At 75.1% G+C, this 14249-nt stretch carries 10 protein-coding genes; 6 read left to right on the top strand and 4 right to left on the bottom strand.

Translation table 11 applies throughout. The annotated features are described in order from the left end of the window. Positions 1 to 237 precede the first annotated feature (237 nt). From ACTWQH_RS23225 to ACTWQH_RS23240, 4 genes are all read right to left on the bottom strand, one after another. Positions 238 to 2862: a transglutaminase family protein gene (locus ACTWQH_RS23225; RefSeq protein WP_443288639.1), complete on the bottom strand. Its 2625-nt coding sequence runs from the start codon at positions 2860 to 2862 to the stop codon at positions 238 to 240. Next, on the bottom strand, positions 2859 to 4178 hold the full coding sequence (locus tag ACTWQH_RS23230; protein WP_443288641.1) for a DUF58 domain-containing protein: 1320 nt from the start codon (positions 4176 to 4178) through the stop codon (positions 2859 to 2861). Before ACTWQH_RS23230 ends, ACTWQH_RS23225 begins: the two co-directional genes overlap by 4 nt. Further along, on the bottom strand, positions 4178 to 5170 hold the full coding sequence (locus tag ACTWQH_RS23235; RefSeq protein WP_443288642.1) for an AAA family ATPase: 993 nt from the start codon (positions 5168 to 5170) through the stop codon (positions 4178 to 4180). Before ACTWQH_RS23235 ends, ACTWQH_RS23230 begins: the two co-directional genes overlap by 1 nt. A 131-nt stretch (positions 5171 to 5301) precedes the next feature. Next, positions 5302 to 5817 (bottom strand): beta-class carbonic anhydrase, encoded by a 516-nt coding sequence (locus ACTWQH_RS23240; protein WP_443288643.1) that lies wholly within the window; start codon positions 5815 to 5817, stop codon positions 5302 to 5304. 255 nt (positions 5818 to 6072) lie between these two features. On the opposite strand from ACTWQH_RS23240, the gene rsmH reads away from it, so the two are divergent. The 6 genes from rsmH to mraY all read left to right on the top strand — a co-directional run bounded on the left by rsmH (position 6073) and on the right by mraY (position 14247). After that, the gene (rsmH, locus tag ACTWQH_RS23245) at positions 6073 to 7101 is read left to right on the top strand and encodes a 16S rRNA (cytosine(1402)-N(4))-methyltransferase RsmH (RefSeq protein WP_443288644.1); all 1029 of its coding nucleotides are present in this window, start codon (positions 6073 to 6075) and stop codon (positions 7099 to 7101) included. Further along, positions 7098 to 7520, top strand: coding sequence for a septum formation initiator family protein (locus tag ACTWQH_RS23250; RefSeq protein WP_443288645.1), 423 nt, complete (start codon positions 7098 to 7100; stop codon positions 7518 to 7520). The genes rsmH and ACTWQH_RS23250 overlap by 4 nt, the downstream gene beginning before the upstream one ends. Positions 7521 to 7917: 397 nt before the next feature. Continuing rightward, positions 7918 to 9801: a peptidoglycan D,D-transpeptidase FtsI family protein gene (locus ACTWQH_RS23255; RefSeq protein ID WP_443288646.1), complete on the top strand. Its 1884-nt coding sequence runs from the start codon at positions 7918 to 7920 to the stop codon at positions 9799 to 9801. Positions 9802 to 9881: 80 nt separating this feature from the next. Beyond that, positions 9882 to 11714, top strand: coding sequence for a UDP-N-acetylmuramoyl-L-alanyl-D-glutamate--2,6-diaminopimelate ligase (locus ACTWQH_RS23260; RefSeq protein WP_443288647.1), 1833 nt, complete (start codon positions 9882 to 9884; stop codon positions 11712 to 11714). Beyond that, a complete protein-coding gene (locus ACTWQH_RS23265) occupies positions 11711 to 13186 on the top strand; it encodes a UDP-N-acetylmuramoyl-tripeptide--D-alanyl-D-alanine ligase (RefSeq protein ID WP_443288648.1) in 1476 nt (491 codons plus the stop codon). The genes ACTWQH_RS23260 and ACTWQH_RS23265 overlap by 4 nt, the downstream gene beginning before the upstream one ends. Next, positions 13183 to 14247 carry a phospho-N-acetylmuramoyl-pentapeptide-transferase gene (mraY, locus tag ACTWQH_RS23270; protein ID WP_443288649.1) on the top strand — a complete coding sequence of 355 codons (1065 nt, stop codon included), beginning with the start codon at positions 13183 to 13185 and terminating at the stop codon, positions 14245 to 14247. Before ACTWQH_RS23265 ends, mraY begins: the two co-directional genes overlap by 4 nt. Positions 14248 to 14249: the final 2 nt, after the last annotated feature.

The raw sequence follows: 14249 nt of genomic DNA on the forward strand, positions 1-14249 counted from the left end.
TTCGATGATGAGCCGCATCGAGGAGCGCTGGCAGCGCCGCCGCGACGAGCGCGGCGACTAGCGCCTGGGCCTGCCGCGCGCCGGTTGCCTCTCCCACCCACCCGCCCTTTCCCCCTCGGCACGGCCGCGCGTCCCCGCAGGGCCTGCGCGCGGCACCTTCGGACTTCCCTTGAGACCCTCGGCACGAGCCGGGGGTCTCGCCGCGCCGCGCGCCCGGCGTCGGCCGCCCCCGGACGGCTACGCGCTCTGCCGGCCCCGGCGGCGGAGGAGGCGGGCGAGGGCGACGGTCAGGCGCTGGGTCAGGCGGACGCGGCGTTCGGTGAGGGTGTGCATCACCCGCATGCCGGAACGGGGCAGCAGCAGCGCGCGCAGGCGGGCGGCGCGGCCCGCGGTGGCGTGGAGGCCGGCGCTGGCGAGGCGTACATCCGCGACGATCCGGTCGCCGCCGCCGCGCCGCAGCGCCTGCGGGGCGTACAGCTCCTGCTCGACCGCCTCCGCGACCCGGTGGACGGCCGCGCTCGCCTCCGCGTCCAGCTCGGCGACCCGCACGATGCGGCTCGCCGCCTGCCGCGGCGTCTCGGTCGCCAGCGGCGCGACGCCGTAGTCCCAGGCGGTGTCGTTCAGCTCACGCCACGCCCGCAGCGCCCGCGAGTCGGCCGGGGCCCCGGCCGGGGCGGGCAGACCCGGCGGCGCCACGGGTCCCGGCGAGAGCCTGCGGACGCGGACCCGGCGGCGCCACAGCAGCGGGCTCGCCAGCAGACCGGCCAGCAGCAGGCCGCCGCCGCCGAAGGCCACCGGCCAGACGGGCAGCGCGAACGAGTCGTCCCCGTCGCTCTCCGGCGTCTGCTGCTCCGGGCCGTCGCAGGCGCCCGGCTGCCGCCCCGCGTCGCACTCCTCGGGCCCGGTCGGCGTCTGCGTCGGCGCCGGCGTGGGCGAGGGGCTCGCGTCCGGCGAGCCGGTCTCCTCGGGCGCCGGCTGCGCCGGCTCGGTCTCGTCATCCTCGGGCAGGGTGTAGGCGGGCGGCGTCCCCTGCCCCGGGGTGGGCTCGAAGCGGACCCAGCCCGCGCCCTCGAAGTACAGCTCGGGCCAGGCGTGCGCGTTGTGGATGCCCACGTCGTGAACGCCGTCGAGGCCCGCGTCGCCGGGGGTGAAGCCGACCGCGACCTGGGCCGGGATGTCGAGGGTGCGGGCCATGGCCGCCATGGTGAAGGCGAAGTGGACGCAGAAGCCCTCGCGCTGCTCGAGGAAGCGGACGATCGCGTCGCTGCCGCTGCCGGAGGCCACCGACGTGTCGTAGCGGAAGCCGCCGCTCTGGGTGAACCACTCCTGCAACGCCAGCGCGCGCTCGTAGTCGTTGGCGGCCGACTGGGTGACCGCGAGGGCGGTCGAGCGCACCTCGGGCGCCAGGTCGTCCGGCACTCGGGTGTAGTACTCCCGCAACTCCGGGTCGGGGTCGGGGGCGGCGGCGAGCTGGTCGGCCGTGGGCCGCACCAGCAGGTGCCGCACCTCGTAGCTCAGGCCCTCGGTGACCGACTCGCCGTCCTCCGAGACGAGCGTCTGGGAGCCGCGGTCGTAGCGGTAGTCGCCGGGGGCCTCGATGTCGATCGCCGGGTACGGCACGGGCAGCGAGGTCTGGGCGTAGGCCTCCGACGCGATGATGGCGGTCGTGACCTCGGTCGCGGCCACCTCGGACGACAGGCCGGGCACGGGCCAGGGCGGGTTGGGCGGGTCGGACTCGTGCCAGCGCGAGGAGCGCCACTCCTCGCCGTCGAACTCGTCCAGCGCGACCAGCCGCAGGTACATGTCGGAGTCCGCCGGGGAGTCGCTCTGGTAGGACAGCACCGTGCGGTCGGCGGGCTGGTTGAGCTGGTCCTGCAGGTCGACGACCGGGTTCACGGACACGATGTCGCCGGGGCCGCCGCCGGCGCCGCCGCCCTCCTTGTCCAGGCCCAGCAGGCCGTCGCCCAGGGAGGGCATGGCCAGCGGCACCAGCGCGGCCACGCCGAGCGTGAGCGCCCCGATGCGCCGCCCCGTGCGCAGCCGGGGCGCGGCGGGCGCGGGCGGCCGCGGTGGCGCGGGCGGCGGCGGCGCGCCGGGGGCGTAGGCGTACGCCGGGGGCGCCATGGCCGGCGGCGCCAGCGCGGGCCCGGCGAAGAAGCGGCCCCACCTGCCGAGCCGTTCCCGCCCCTCGGCCAGCAGCAGCACCAGGTACCCGGCGGCGGCGCTCAGGAAGTAGGGCCAGCTCGACTGGTCCTGGCTGACGCCCGCCGCCACCGAGTACAGGGCCAGCAGCGGCAGCCCGGAGGCGGCGGCGCTGCGCAGCGTGACGGCCAGCAGGTCGACCAGCAGGCCGACGAGCAGCACGCCGCCGAGCAGCATCAGGCGTATGCCGTCGGTGACCGGGGCGGGCGCCACGTACCGGCTGACGTCGTCCGCGCCCGTGGACAGCAGGTCGCCGAACCGCTCGAACGCCGCGGGGCCGGGGAGCAGCCCGGCCGTGGCGTAGTCGGGGGCGGTCACCACGGTCAGCAGCACGAGGGAGACCAGCGCCTGGGCGGCGACGGTGAGGACGACGTGCACCCCGCGCCAGCGGATCAGCGCGCCCGTCGCGGTCTGGGCGGCGAGCAGCAGGCCCGCCTGCGCCACCCACTCGGCGCCGTCGACCAGCGGCATCAGCGCGGCGGCCGCCGCCATCGTGGCGCACCAGGCGGCCAGCGCCACCCGGATCCTGCCGTCCACCACGGGGGCCACGCCCCCGCCCCCGCCGGCGCCCGGCTCCGCGCCCATGCCCATGCCCGCGCCCGGGCCGAAGCCGCCCGCGCCCCCGTACGCCCCGTACGTCCCGTACGCCCCTGCGCTCACCGCACGTCCCCCGGGACCGTCTGCGCAGCCGCGGCCTGCTGCCACAGCCGCGCCAGCGGAACGCCGGGCTGGTGCGCGAGCGCGGTCCACCCCACCGCCCGCAGCCGCCCCAGACGCGCCGACTCCAGCGCGGGGTCCACCTGCCCGCTCGCCACGAAGCCGACCCCGCCCGAGGCACGCTGCCGCAGCCGCCCCAGCAGCGCGACCTGCTCGCGGTCGATCGCGCCGAGGAAGGCGATCAGCAGCCCGCACTCGGCCCCGCGCACCGCCGTCAGGGCGTCCTCCAGGTTGGTGTTGGCGGAGTGGTCGACCACCGCCAGGGTGTCCATGATCAGCCCGGTGATCTCGGCCGGGTCGCCGGTGCCGGTGCCGGTGCCGGTGTCGGTGTGGGTGTCGGGGCCGGGCAGCAGCATGCCGGTGTCGGTCACCAGCCGCACCGTGTACCCCCGCTCCACCAGGTGCGAGACGGCGGAGGCGGCACCGGAGACGGCCCGCTCGAACGGCGCCTCGGGCCCGGACCCGGCGTACCCGACGCGCCGGGTGTCCAGCAGCACGGTGCAGCGGGCCCGCAGCGGCTGCTCCTCGCGGCGCACCATGAGCGAGCCCCGGTGCGCGGTGGAGCGCCAGTGCACCCGGCGCAGGTCGTCGCCGTGCCGGTAGTCGCGGGGGATGATGTCGTCCTCCCCGGCCAGCGCTATGGTGCGGTGCCGGCCGTCGCCGTGGCCGCTGGTGTCGCCGCCGAGCGGCACCGCCGGCAGCGCCTCGATCCTCGGCAGGACCGTCATCGTGTCGTAGGCGTTGAAGGAGCGGCTGAGCTCGACCATGCCGAAGGGGTCGGCCAGCCTCAGCTGCAGCGGGCCCAGCGGGTAGCGGCCCCGCAGGTCCGAGCGCACCCGGTAGGACACCTCGCGCCGCCCGCCCGGCTCGATGCGGTCCAGCACGAACCGCGGCCGGGGCCCGAGCACGTACGGCACCCGGTCCTGGAGCATCAGCAGCCCGCTGGGGATGCGGGAGATGTTCTCCACCCGCAGGTGCACCCGCGACTCCGAGCCCGCCGAGACGCGCGCGGGCGCGAGCCGCCGCGCGGCGGCCACGTGGCTGCGGGTGAAGTACAGCACCAGCACGCACAGCACGGGCAGCGCCACCAGCAGCGCGCCCACGCGCAGCAGGTCCGGCTGGCCGAGCAGGTACGCGCAGGTGGCGGCGGCGCATCCGGCGGCCACGAACGAACGCCCGCGCGTGGTCAGCCCGCTGAACGCCGCGCGCAGCGGCCCCCGGTCGTCCGCGCCGTCGCTGCTCAGGCCGGGTCCGCCCATCAGTACCCCCGCATGCGTTGCGCGGCGTAGGGGTCGGGCACCGAGGTGCGGCGCACGATGTCGGCGACGAAGTGCTCGGTGGTGTGCCGGTTGAGCTGGGCCTGCGCGGTCGGCAGCAGCCGGTGGGCGAGCACCGGCACCGCGAGCTGCTGGAGGTCGTCGGGCAGCACGAAGCCGCGCCCGGCCAGCGCCGCCCAGGCCTTGGCGGCGCGCAGCAGCTGGAGCGAGGCGCGCGGCGAGGCCCCGAGCCGCAGCTCCGGGTGGCTGCGGGTGGCGTTGGTCAGGTCCACGGCGTAACGCCGCACCGCGTCGGAGACGTGGACCTCGCGCACCGCCTCGATCAGCTTCACGATCTCCTGCGCGTCGGCCGCCGGCCGCAGCACGTCCAGCGGCGAGAACTCGCCGTGGGACTCCAGCATCCGCAGCTCGGCCTCGGGGCTGGGGTACCCGATGGAGATGCGGGCCATGAAGCGGTCGCGCTGCGCCTCGGGCAGCGGGTAGGTGCCCTCCATCTCGATGGGGTTCTGCGTGGCGATCACCATGAACGGGCTCGGCAGCGGGTAGGTGCGGCCGTCCGCGGTGACCTGGCGTTCCTCCATCGACTCCAGCAGCGCCGACTGCGTCTTGGGCGAGGCGCGGTTGATCTCGTCCCCGATCACGATCTGTGCGAAGACCGCGCCCGGCTTGAACTCGAACTCGCCGCGCTGCTGGTCGTAGACGCTCACGCCGGTGATGTCCGAGGGCAGCAGGTCGGGCGTGAACTGGATGCGCTGCACCGTGCCGTCGATCGACTTCGCCAGCGCCTTGGCCAGCATGGTCTTGCCCACACCGGGCACGTCCTCGAGCAGCAGGTGCCCTCCGGCGAGCAGCACCGTCAGGGAGAGCCGCACAACCTCTGGCTTGCCCTCGATCACGCTCTCCACCGCGCGGCGCACCTGATCCGCGGTGGCGGTCAGATCGGTGAGGTTGGTGTGATCCTCATAGGTCGTCACCCGGCCCTCCTCGGCCCTTCTCCCGCGCCCGGCCGCGCCCTACGCGGCCGGGGTCCCGATAGTCCCGACATCTCATGCCTGCCGGGTGGTTGCTGCACCTCAAGCATTCTTCACACAACCGGCCTCGCCCGTCATGGCGAGGGCGTGCCGGCCGGGTCGACCTCGCGGAGCAGACCGGTCGTCACGTCGAAAACGAATCCGCGGACATCATCAGTGTGCGGGAGAAACGGGGAAGTGCGCACGCGCGCCATGGACTGGCGTACGTCCTGGTCCAGGTCGGTGAAGGACTCCACCGCCCAGCTCGGCTTCTGGCCGACCTCGCGCTCCAGCTCGGTGCGGAAGTCCTCGGTGAGGTGGAGGAGGCCGCAGCCGGTGTGATGGATCAGGACGACGGACCGGGTGCCGAGCGCGCGCTGACTTATGGTCAGCGAGCGGATGATGTCGTCGGTGACGACACCCCCGGCGTTGCGGATCGTGTGGCAGTCGCCCAGCTCAAGGCCGAGCGCGGCGTGCAGGTCGAGGCGGGCGTCCATGCAGGCGACGATGGCGACGCGGCGCACCGGCCGCGCGTCCATGCCGGGATCGGTGAAGGAGGAGGCGTACCGCTCATTGGCGCTGACCAGCTCATCGATGACCGTTTGAGGCATATCGGTGACCGTAGTACGAACGCCTTGCGCCCGGCTGGCGTGGCCACGCTGAGAGATCCGGCATACCCCGGCAAGCCTCCGCCCGGCGCAGCCAGAAGTGACGCGAATCACATCCTCGCGCGGACGCGCCGCCACACGACCGGGCTCAGTCGTTGACCCCAAGAGCGCGTGGGCTAGGGTCTTGTCGCAAGTGAGAGGCGGGGGGCTGCCATCGACGCTCCACGTCACCTGTCTCACACCTCCCTCGGATGACCCATGACCACCAGCGACGACCGGCCCCCGGGCACCCGGCACCGCCCCGTCATGCTCCGGCGCTGCCTGGAGCTGCTGGGGCCGGCGCTGCGCGGGCGCGGCGAAGTCGACGGCGACGGGGGCGGGGGCGCGCGCGGCGAACCGGGGGAGACGACCGTCGTCGACTGCACGCTGGGCCTCGGCGGCCACGCCGAGGCGCTGCTCGACGCCTTCCCCGCGACCCGGCTGATCGGCCTGGACCGCGACCGCGAGGCGCTGAGGCTCGCCGGCGAACGGCTGGCCCGCCACGGCCGGCGCGCCACCCTCGTCCACGCCGTCTACGACGAACTGCCCGACGTGCTGGCCCGGCTCGGCACCCCCCGCGTCGCCGGGATCCTCTTCGACCTCGGCGTCTCCTCCCTCCAGCTCGACGAGGCCGCACGCGGCTTCGCCTACGCCCAGGACGCGCCGCTCGACATGCGGATGGACCCCACCACCGGGCCGAGCGCCGCCGACGTCCTCAACACCTACGCCCCCGGCGAGCTGGTCCGCGTGCTGCGCGCCTACGGCGAGGAACGATTCGCCACCCGCATCGTCGAGGCCGTCGTCGCCGAGCGCGCCAGGCGGCCCATCACCAGCAGCGCCCGCCTCGTCGAGCTGATCCGCGAGGCCCTGCCGCAGGCGGCGATGCGCACCGGCGGCAACCCCGCCAAGCGCACCTTCCAGGCGTTGCGCATCGAGGTCAACACCGAACTCGCCGCGCTCGAACGCGCCCTGCCCGCCGCCGTCGCCGCGCTCGCCCTCGGCGGCCGGATCGCCGTGCTCGCCTACCACTCCCTGGAGGACCGCATGGTCAAGCGGGTGCTGGCCGAGGGGGCCACGAGCACCGCGCCGCCCGGCCTGCCGGTCGTGCCCGAGCGCTACCAGCCCCGGCTGCGGCTGCTGACCCGCGGCGCCGAACGCCCCACCGAGGCCGAGATCGCCGACAACAGCCGCGCCGCCCCCGCCCGGCTCCGCGCCGCCGAACGCATCCGGGAGGACGACGCCCGATGACCCCCCCGCCCGAACGCCGCGCGCCCGACCCCCGCCGCCTCGACCGGCTGGCCCGCCTCGCCTCGCCGCACCGCCCCAACGCCGCCGCCCGCACGCCGTTCGTGCTGCTCGTCGTCGCGCTGCTCGCCAGCGGCATGCTCGGGCTGCTCTTCCTCAACGCCTCCCTCAACGAGGGCTCCTTCGAGCTGAGCGAGCTGCGGCGCGAGACCCAGGAGCTCACGGACGAGGAGCAGGAGCTGCAGGCCGAGGTGGACGCCTACTCCGCCCCCGACGCCCTGGCCGAACGCGCCCGCGAGCTCGGCATGGTCCCCGGCGGCCCGCCCGCCTTCCTCCGCCCGGACGGCTCCGTCCTGGGCGAGCCGACCCCCGCGGAGCCGCCTCCGGCGGAGGAGAGCCAGGAGCAGGAGGGGGACCGGTGAGGGCGGCACGACGAGCGGGACAGGCCGGGCGGAGCTCGGCGGCGGCCGTGAGCGCCGGACAGGCCGGAGTGGCCTGGGAGCCACGGCGAACCGGCGAACCGGCGAGCCTGCGCGCGGACCGTGCGGACCGCCCCGGCGGGGCCCGCCGCGCCGGAGGCGCCGGGAGGCGGACAGGCCGCCGCGCAGCGGGACCGGACGCGCGCCGCCTCGACGGCATCGGGTGCCGGCGGCCGGGAGGTCACCGCACCGGAGGCGGCCGAGCCGCCCCACGCCGCGGCGGCGTTGGCTACGCGCTCGCGGCGGCCGGGCCGCGGGCGACCAGGCGGCTCGCCGGTGGCCACGCGGGCGGCGGCGGTATCGATCGCCGCTGCCACGGCGCGGCGGACGGGGAGACACGGTGAGCGACGCACGCGCCCCCGGGCGCTCCCACCGTGAGCCGCGCGCCGGCGCGGCGCGCGGCGGGCTGCGGCTGGCCAGCCCCCGGCCCCGGCTGCGGCTGGTCGGGCTCGGCCTGACCCTGGTGATGATCGCCTTCACCGCCCGCCTCGTCCAGGTCCAGGCCGTGGACGCCGCCTCCTACGCCGAGCGCGCCGCCGTCAACCGCCTCGTCGAGGTGCCGCTCGCCGCCGACCGCGGCGACATCACCGACCGCAACGGCACGGCGATGGCCACCTCCGTCGACGCCTACGACATCACCGCCGATCCCTACCTCTTCACCCGGAAGCAGACCGGCGTCCGCGACGCCCCCGCCCAGGCCGCCGCGCTGCTCGCGCCCGTCCTCGGCGCGGAGGAGACCGAGCTGGCCCAGCTCCTGCGCACCCCCGAATCCCGCTACGTCGTGCTGGCCCGCAAGCAGACCCCCCAGACGTGGCGGCAGATCCAGGACCTGAAGACCAACCTCGCCGAGCAGGCGGCGGCGGGCACCGGAGACAACGTGCTCGCCGGCGTCTTCGCCGAGGAGACCAGCCAGCGCGTCTACCCGGGCGGCGACCTCGCCGCCGGCGTGCTCGGCTTCGTCAACGGCGAGGGCGAGGGCGGCGGCGGCCTGGAGGCCCAGCTCGACGCCGAGCTGACCGGCGAGGACGGCACCATCACCTACGCCCAGTCCGGTGGCCGCCGCGTCCCCACCGCGGGCGAGCGCGAGGACCCGCCCGTGCCCGGCACCGACATAGAGCTCACCATCGACCGCGACATCCAGTGGGCGGCGCAGGACGCCATCACCGAACAGGTCGAGGCCTCCGGTGCCGACGGCGGCTACGTCGTGGTCCAGGACACCGCCACCGGCGAGCTGCTGGCCGTCGCCAACGCCCCCGGCTACGACCCCAGCGACATCGGCGCCACCGACCCCGGGCAGCTCGGCAACCCGGCGCTGGAGGACGCCTTCGAGCCCGGCTCCACCAGCAAGGTCATCACCATGGCCGCCGTCCTGGAGGAGCGGGCCGCCACCACCGGGACCCACGTCACCGTGCCCAACCGGCTGCCGCGCGCCGACCGCAACTTCGCCGACGACCACAACCACGGGACGTACTACCTCACGCTCGCCGGCGTCCTCGCCAAGTCCAGCAACATCGGCACCATCCTGGCCGCCGAGGAGCTGGGCGACACCCAGGCGGAGGCCAACGAGGTGCTGCACTCCTACCTCGGCGACTTCGGCCTCGGCCACCCCACCGGCCTCGGCTTCCCCGGCGAGACCTCCGGCATCCTCGCCGACCCCGAGGACTGGAACGCCTCCCAGCAGTACACGATCCCCTTCGGCCAGGGCCTGTCCATCAACGCCGTCCAGGCCGCCTCGGTCTACTCGGCCATCGCCAACGGCGGCGTGCGCGTCGAGCCCAGCCTGGTGCGCGGCACCACGGGCCCCGACGGCCGCTACCAGCCCGCCCCCGGGCCCGAAAGGGACCGGGTGGTGAGCGAGGCCACCGCCACCGAGCTCACCCGGATGCTGGAGACCGCCGTCACCAACCCGGAGGGCACCGCGAACGTCGGCCAGATCCCCGGCTACCGAGTGGCGGCCAAGACCGGCACCGCCAACCGGGTGGATCCCGAGTCCGGCGGCTACCAGGGCTACACCTCCTCCTTCGCCGGCTTCGCCCCCGCCGACAACCCCCGGATCACGGTCTACTGCGCCGTGCAGAACCCCACCGTGGGCAGCTACTACGGCAGCGACGTCTGCGGCCCGGTCTTCAACGAGGTCATGGAGTTCTCCCTGAAGGCCCTCCACGTGCCCCCCACCGGCGAGGAGTTCGAGGGCCTGCCGGTCACCTTCGACCCGGAGAGGTGACGAGGCACGACCCGGCACCGCCACCCCATCCCCCGTACCAGACACAGACGAGTGGAGCGACACAGCACGTGACACGGCCCGTGAGAACCATCACCGACGCGGAGCACGCCCGCCCGGCCGCCGTCGACCGGCCGGACACCTCGTTTCGCCCCACCCCCGGCACGCCCGGTACGCTCACCGCCGTGCGCCCCCTTGATCAAGGAGTCGATCAGCCCGCAGCGGCACCGCCCCGCCCCCAGCGGGTGCGGCCCGTGCCGCTCGCGGAGCTGGCCCGGCTGCTGGGCGTACCCGAGCCGAAGCCGAACGCCGACACCGATCCCGCCGCCGATGCCGCCGACGGTGCCCCCGCCGACGGCCCCCCGGCCGCCCCCGCCCCCCGGCCCGTGACCGGTATCACCCACGACTCGCGCGCCGTGAGGCCCGGCGACCTCTACGCCGCGCTGCCCGGCGCCCGCTTCCACGGCGCCGACTTCGCCGCCCAGGCCGCGAGCCTGGGAGCCGTCGCCGTCCTCACCGACCCCGCCGGCGCCGAGCGCGCCGCAGCCACCGGCCTGCCCGTGCTCTCCGTGCCCGACCCGCGCCGCCGCATCGGCGCCCTGGCCGCCGCCGTCTACGGCGACCCCGGCAGCGAGCTGCTCCAGATCGGCGTCACCGGCACCTCCGGCAAGACCACCAGCGCCTACCTCATCGAAGGCGGCCTGCGCGCCGCCCGGGGCGAGGGCGCGACCGGCCTCATCGGCACCGTCGAGACCCGCATCGGCGCCGAGCGCGTCGGCTCCGAGCGCACCACCCCGGAGGCCACCGAGCTCCAGGCGCTCTTCGCCGTGATGCGCGAGCGCGGCGTGCGCGCCGTCGCCATGGAGGTCTCCAGCCACGCCCTGGTGCTGGGCCGCGTCGACGGCTGCGTCTTCGACGTCGCCGTCTTCACCAACCTCAGCCCGGAGCACCTGGACTTCCACCCGGACATGGACGACTACTACCGGGCCAAGGCACAGCTGTTCACCCCGGCCCGCTCCCGCTCCGGCGTCGTCAACCTCGACGACGAGTACGGCCGGCGGCTCGCCGCCGAGGCCGCCGTGGCCGGGATCCCGGTCACCACCTACTCCGCCGAGGGCCACCCCGACGCCGACTGGCGCGCCGACGGCGTCGAGGTCGGCCCGCTCGGCTCCACCTTCACCGCGCTCGGCCCCGAGGGCCTCAGGATCCCCGCCACCGCCCCGCTGCCCGGCCCCTTCAACGTCGCCAACGCCCTGGCCGCCATCGCCGCCCTCGCCGTGGCCGGCATCGACCCGGCCACCGCCGCCCGCGGCGTCGCCGCCGTCCCCGGCGTACCCGGCCGCCTGGAGCGCGTCGACGCCGGGCAGCCCTACCTCGCCGTCGTCGACTACGCCCACAAGCCCGACGCCGTCGAGTCCGTGCTGCACGCGCTGCGCAAGGTCACCGAGGGCCGCCTCCACGCCGTCCTCGGCTGCGGCGGCGACCGCGACCCGAACAAGCGGCCCGCCATGGGCGCCGCGCTCGCCCGCCTCGCCGACACCGCCGTCCTCACCTCCGACAACCCGCGCTCCGAGGACCCCCTCGCCATCCTCGCCGCCATGCTCGCCGGCGCCGCCGAGGTGCCCGCCCACGAGCGCGGCACCGTCCTCGTCGAGGAGGACCGGCACGCGGCCATCGCCGCCGCCGTGGCCCGCGCCGAGCCCGGCGACACCGTGCTGGTGGCGGGCAAGGGCCACGAGCGCGGCCAGGACATCGCCGGCGTGATCCGGCCCTTCGACGACCGCGAGGAGCTGCGCGCCGCCATCGAACGCGCCGGCTCCCCCTGCCACACGCACCCACGAACGCCCCCCGCACCCCCCACGTCCCCCCTCTCAACCGAGCAAGCATCCGACGCCAGGCGAGGCCCGCTGCAGTGATCCCCCTTCCCCTAGCTGAGCTCGTCACGGTCGTGCGGGGAGAGCCGCACGACATACCTCAGCCGCCACCCCGCATCACCGGGCCCGTCGTCATCGACTCACGCCAGGCCCGCCCCGGCGCGCTCTTCGCGGCGCTGCCGGGCGAGCGCGTGGACGGCCACGACTACGCCGCCGCCGCGGTCGCGGCCGGCGCCGTCGCCGTGCTCGCCGCCCGCCCGGTCGGCGTACCCGCCGTCGTCGTCGAGGACGTCACGGCCGCGCTCGGCGCGCTCGCCCGGCACACCGTGGGCCTCCTGAAGGACACCACCGTCGTCGGGCTCACCGGCTCGGCGGGCAAGACCAGCACCAAGGACCTGATCGCCCAGCTCCTCACGCGCACCGCGCCCACGGTCTTCACCCCCGACTCGCTCAACAACGAGATCGGCCTGCCGCTGACCGCGCTGCGCGCCGAGGAGTCCACCCGGTACCTGGTGCTGGAGATGGGCGCCCGCGGCGTGGGCCACATCCGGTACCTCACCACGCTCACGCCCCCCCGCATCGGCCTGGTGCTCAACGTCGGCACCGCCCACATCGGGGAGTTCGGCAGCCGCGAGGCCATCGCCGCCGCCAAGGGCGAGCTGGTCGAGGCGCTGCCCCCCGCCGACGAGGGCGGCGTGGCCGTGCTCAACGCCGACGACCCGCTGGTGCGCGCCATGTCCGCCCGCACCCGGGCCCGCACCCTGCTCTTCGGCGAGGCCCCCGACGCGGCGATCCGCGCCGACGCCGTCCGCCTGACCGAGGATGGTCACCCAGCGTTCCGCCTCCACACCCCCACCGGTTCCGCCGAGGCGACGATGCGACTGTACGGTGAACACCATGTGCCCAACGCGCTTGCCGCGGCCGCTGTTGCGCATGAGGCGGGCATGGCGGCCGCCGAGATCGCCGACGGCCTCGCCTCGGCCGGCCCGCTCTCCAAGTGGCGCATGGAGGTCACCAGGCGGCCGGACGGCGTGACGATCGTCAACGACGCCTACAACGCCAACCCCGAGTCCATGCGGGCGGCGCTCCGCGCGCTGGCCGCCATGGGCGGGGCCGCCCACGGCGAACGGCCCGGCCGCACCTGGGCGGTGCTCGGCGAGATGGCCGAGCTCGGCGACCAGGCGCGCGCCGAGCACGACGCCATCGGACGGCTGGCCGTCCGGCTGAACGTCAGCAGGCTCGTGTCGGTCGGCGGCCAGGAGGCCGCCTGGCTCGACGCGGGCGCCAAGAACGAGGGTTCGTGGGGTGAGGAGTCGGTGCACGTGTCCGACGCGTCCGCGGCGGTGACGCTGCTGCGCGAAGAGCTGCGGCCGGGAGACGTGGTGCTGGTCAAGGCGTCCCGGGCGGTCGGCCTGGAACAGGTCGCCCTCCAGCTCGCCGAGCACGGCGCGGACGGCGCGCACGGCGCGGCGGCCGGTGCCCACGGCGTTGATGGTGAGGTCGCCGCCCCATGAGGCAGATCCTGTTCTCCGGTGCCATCGGGCTCTTCCTCACACTCATCGGCACCCCGCTGCTGATCAAGCTGCTCGCCCGCCGCGGGTACGGCCAGTACATCCGCGACGACGGCCCCCGCGACCACCACAGCAAGCGCGGCACGCCCACCATGGGCGGCATCGCTTTCATCCTGGCCACGTTCGTCGCGTACGCCGTGACCAAGGTCATCACCAGCGAGCAGCCCACCATCTCCGGGGTGCTGGTGCTCTTCCTCATGGGCGGCATGGGCCTGGTCGGCTTCCTCGACGACTACATCAAGATCGTCCGGCGCCGCAGCCTGGGCCTGAGGGCGGGCGCGAAGATGCTCGGCCAGTTCACCGTCGGCATCACCTTCGCGATCCTCTCCCTCAACTTCGCCGACAAGCGGGACCTCACCCCCGCCTCCACCCACCTGTCCTTCACCACGGACTTCTCCTGGACCATCGGCCCCGTGCTCTTCGTGCTCTGGGCGCTGTTCATGATCCTGGCGATGTCCAACGGCGTGAACCTCACCGACGGCCTCGACGGCCTGGCCACCGGTGCCTCCGTCATGGTCTTCGGCGCGTACGTCTTCATCGGCGTGTGGCAGTACGGCCAGACCTGCGCCGAGGAGTTCACCGGCGGCCCCGCCTGCTACGAGGTGCGGGATCCGCTCGACGGCGCCGTCGTCGCCGCCGCGCTGATGGGCGCGCTCTTCGGCTTCCTGTGGTGGAACACCTCGCCCGCGAAGATCTTCATGGGCGACACCGGCTCCCTCGCCCTCGGCGGCGCGCTGGCGGGCCTGGCCATCATCTCCCGCACCGAACTGCTGCTCGCCCTCCTCGGCGGCCTGTTCGTGCTGATCACCATGTCCGTGGTGATCCAGGTCGGCTCCTTCCGGCTCACCGGCAGGCGCGTGTTCAAGATGGCGCCGCTCCAGCACCACTTCGAACTCAAGGGCTGGAGCGAGGTCCTGGTCGTGGTCCGCTTCTGGATCATCCAGGGCATGTGCACGATCATCGGCATCGGCCTCTTCTACGCCGCCTGGCTGGCAGAATCGTGAGC

Origin of the sequence: Streptomyces sp. 6N223 (assembly GCF_052246635.1) — a bacterium.
Classification (GTDB): Bacteria; Actinomycetota; Actinomycetes; order Streptomycetales; family Streptomycetaceae; genus Streptomyces.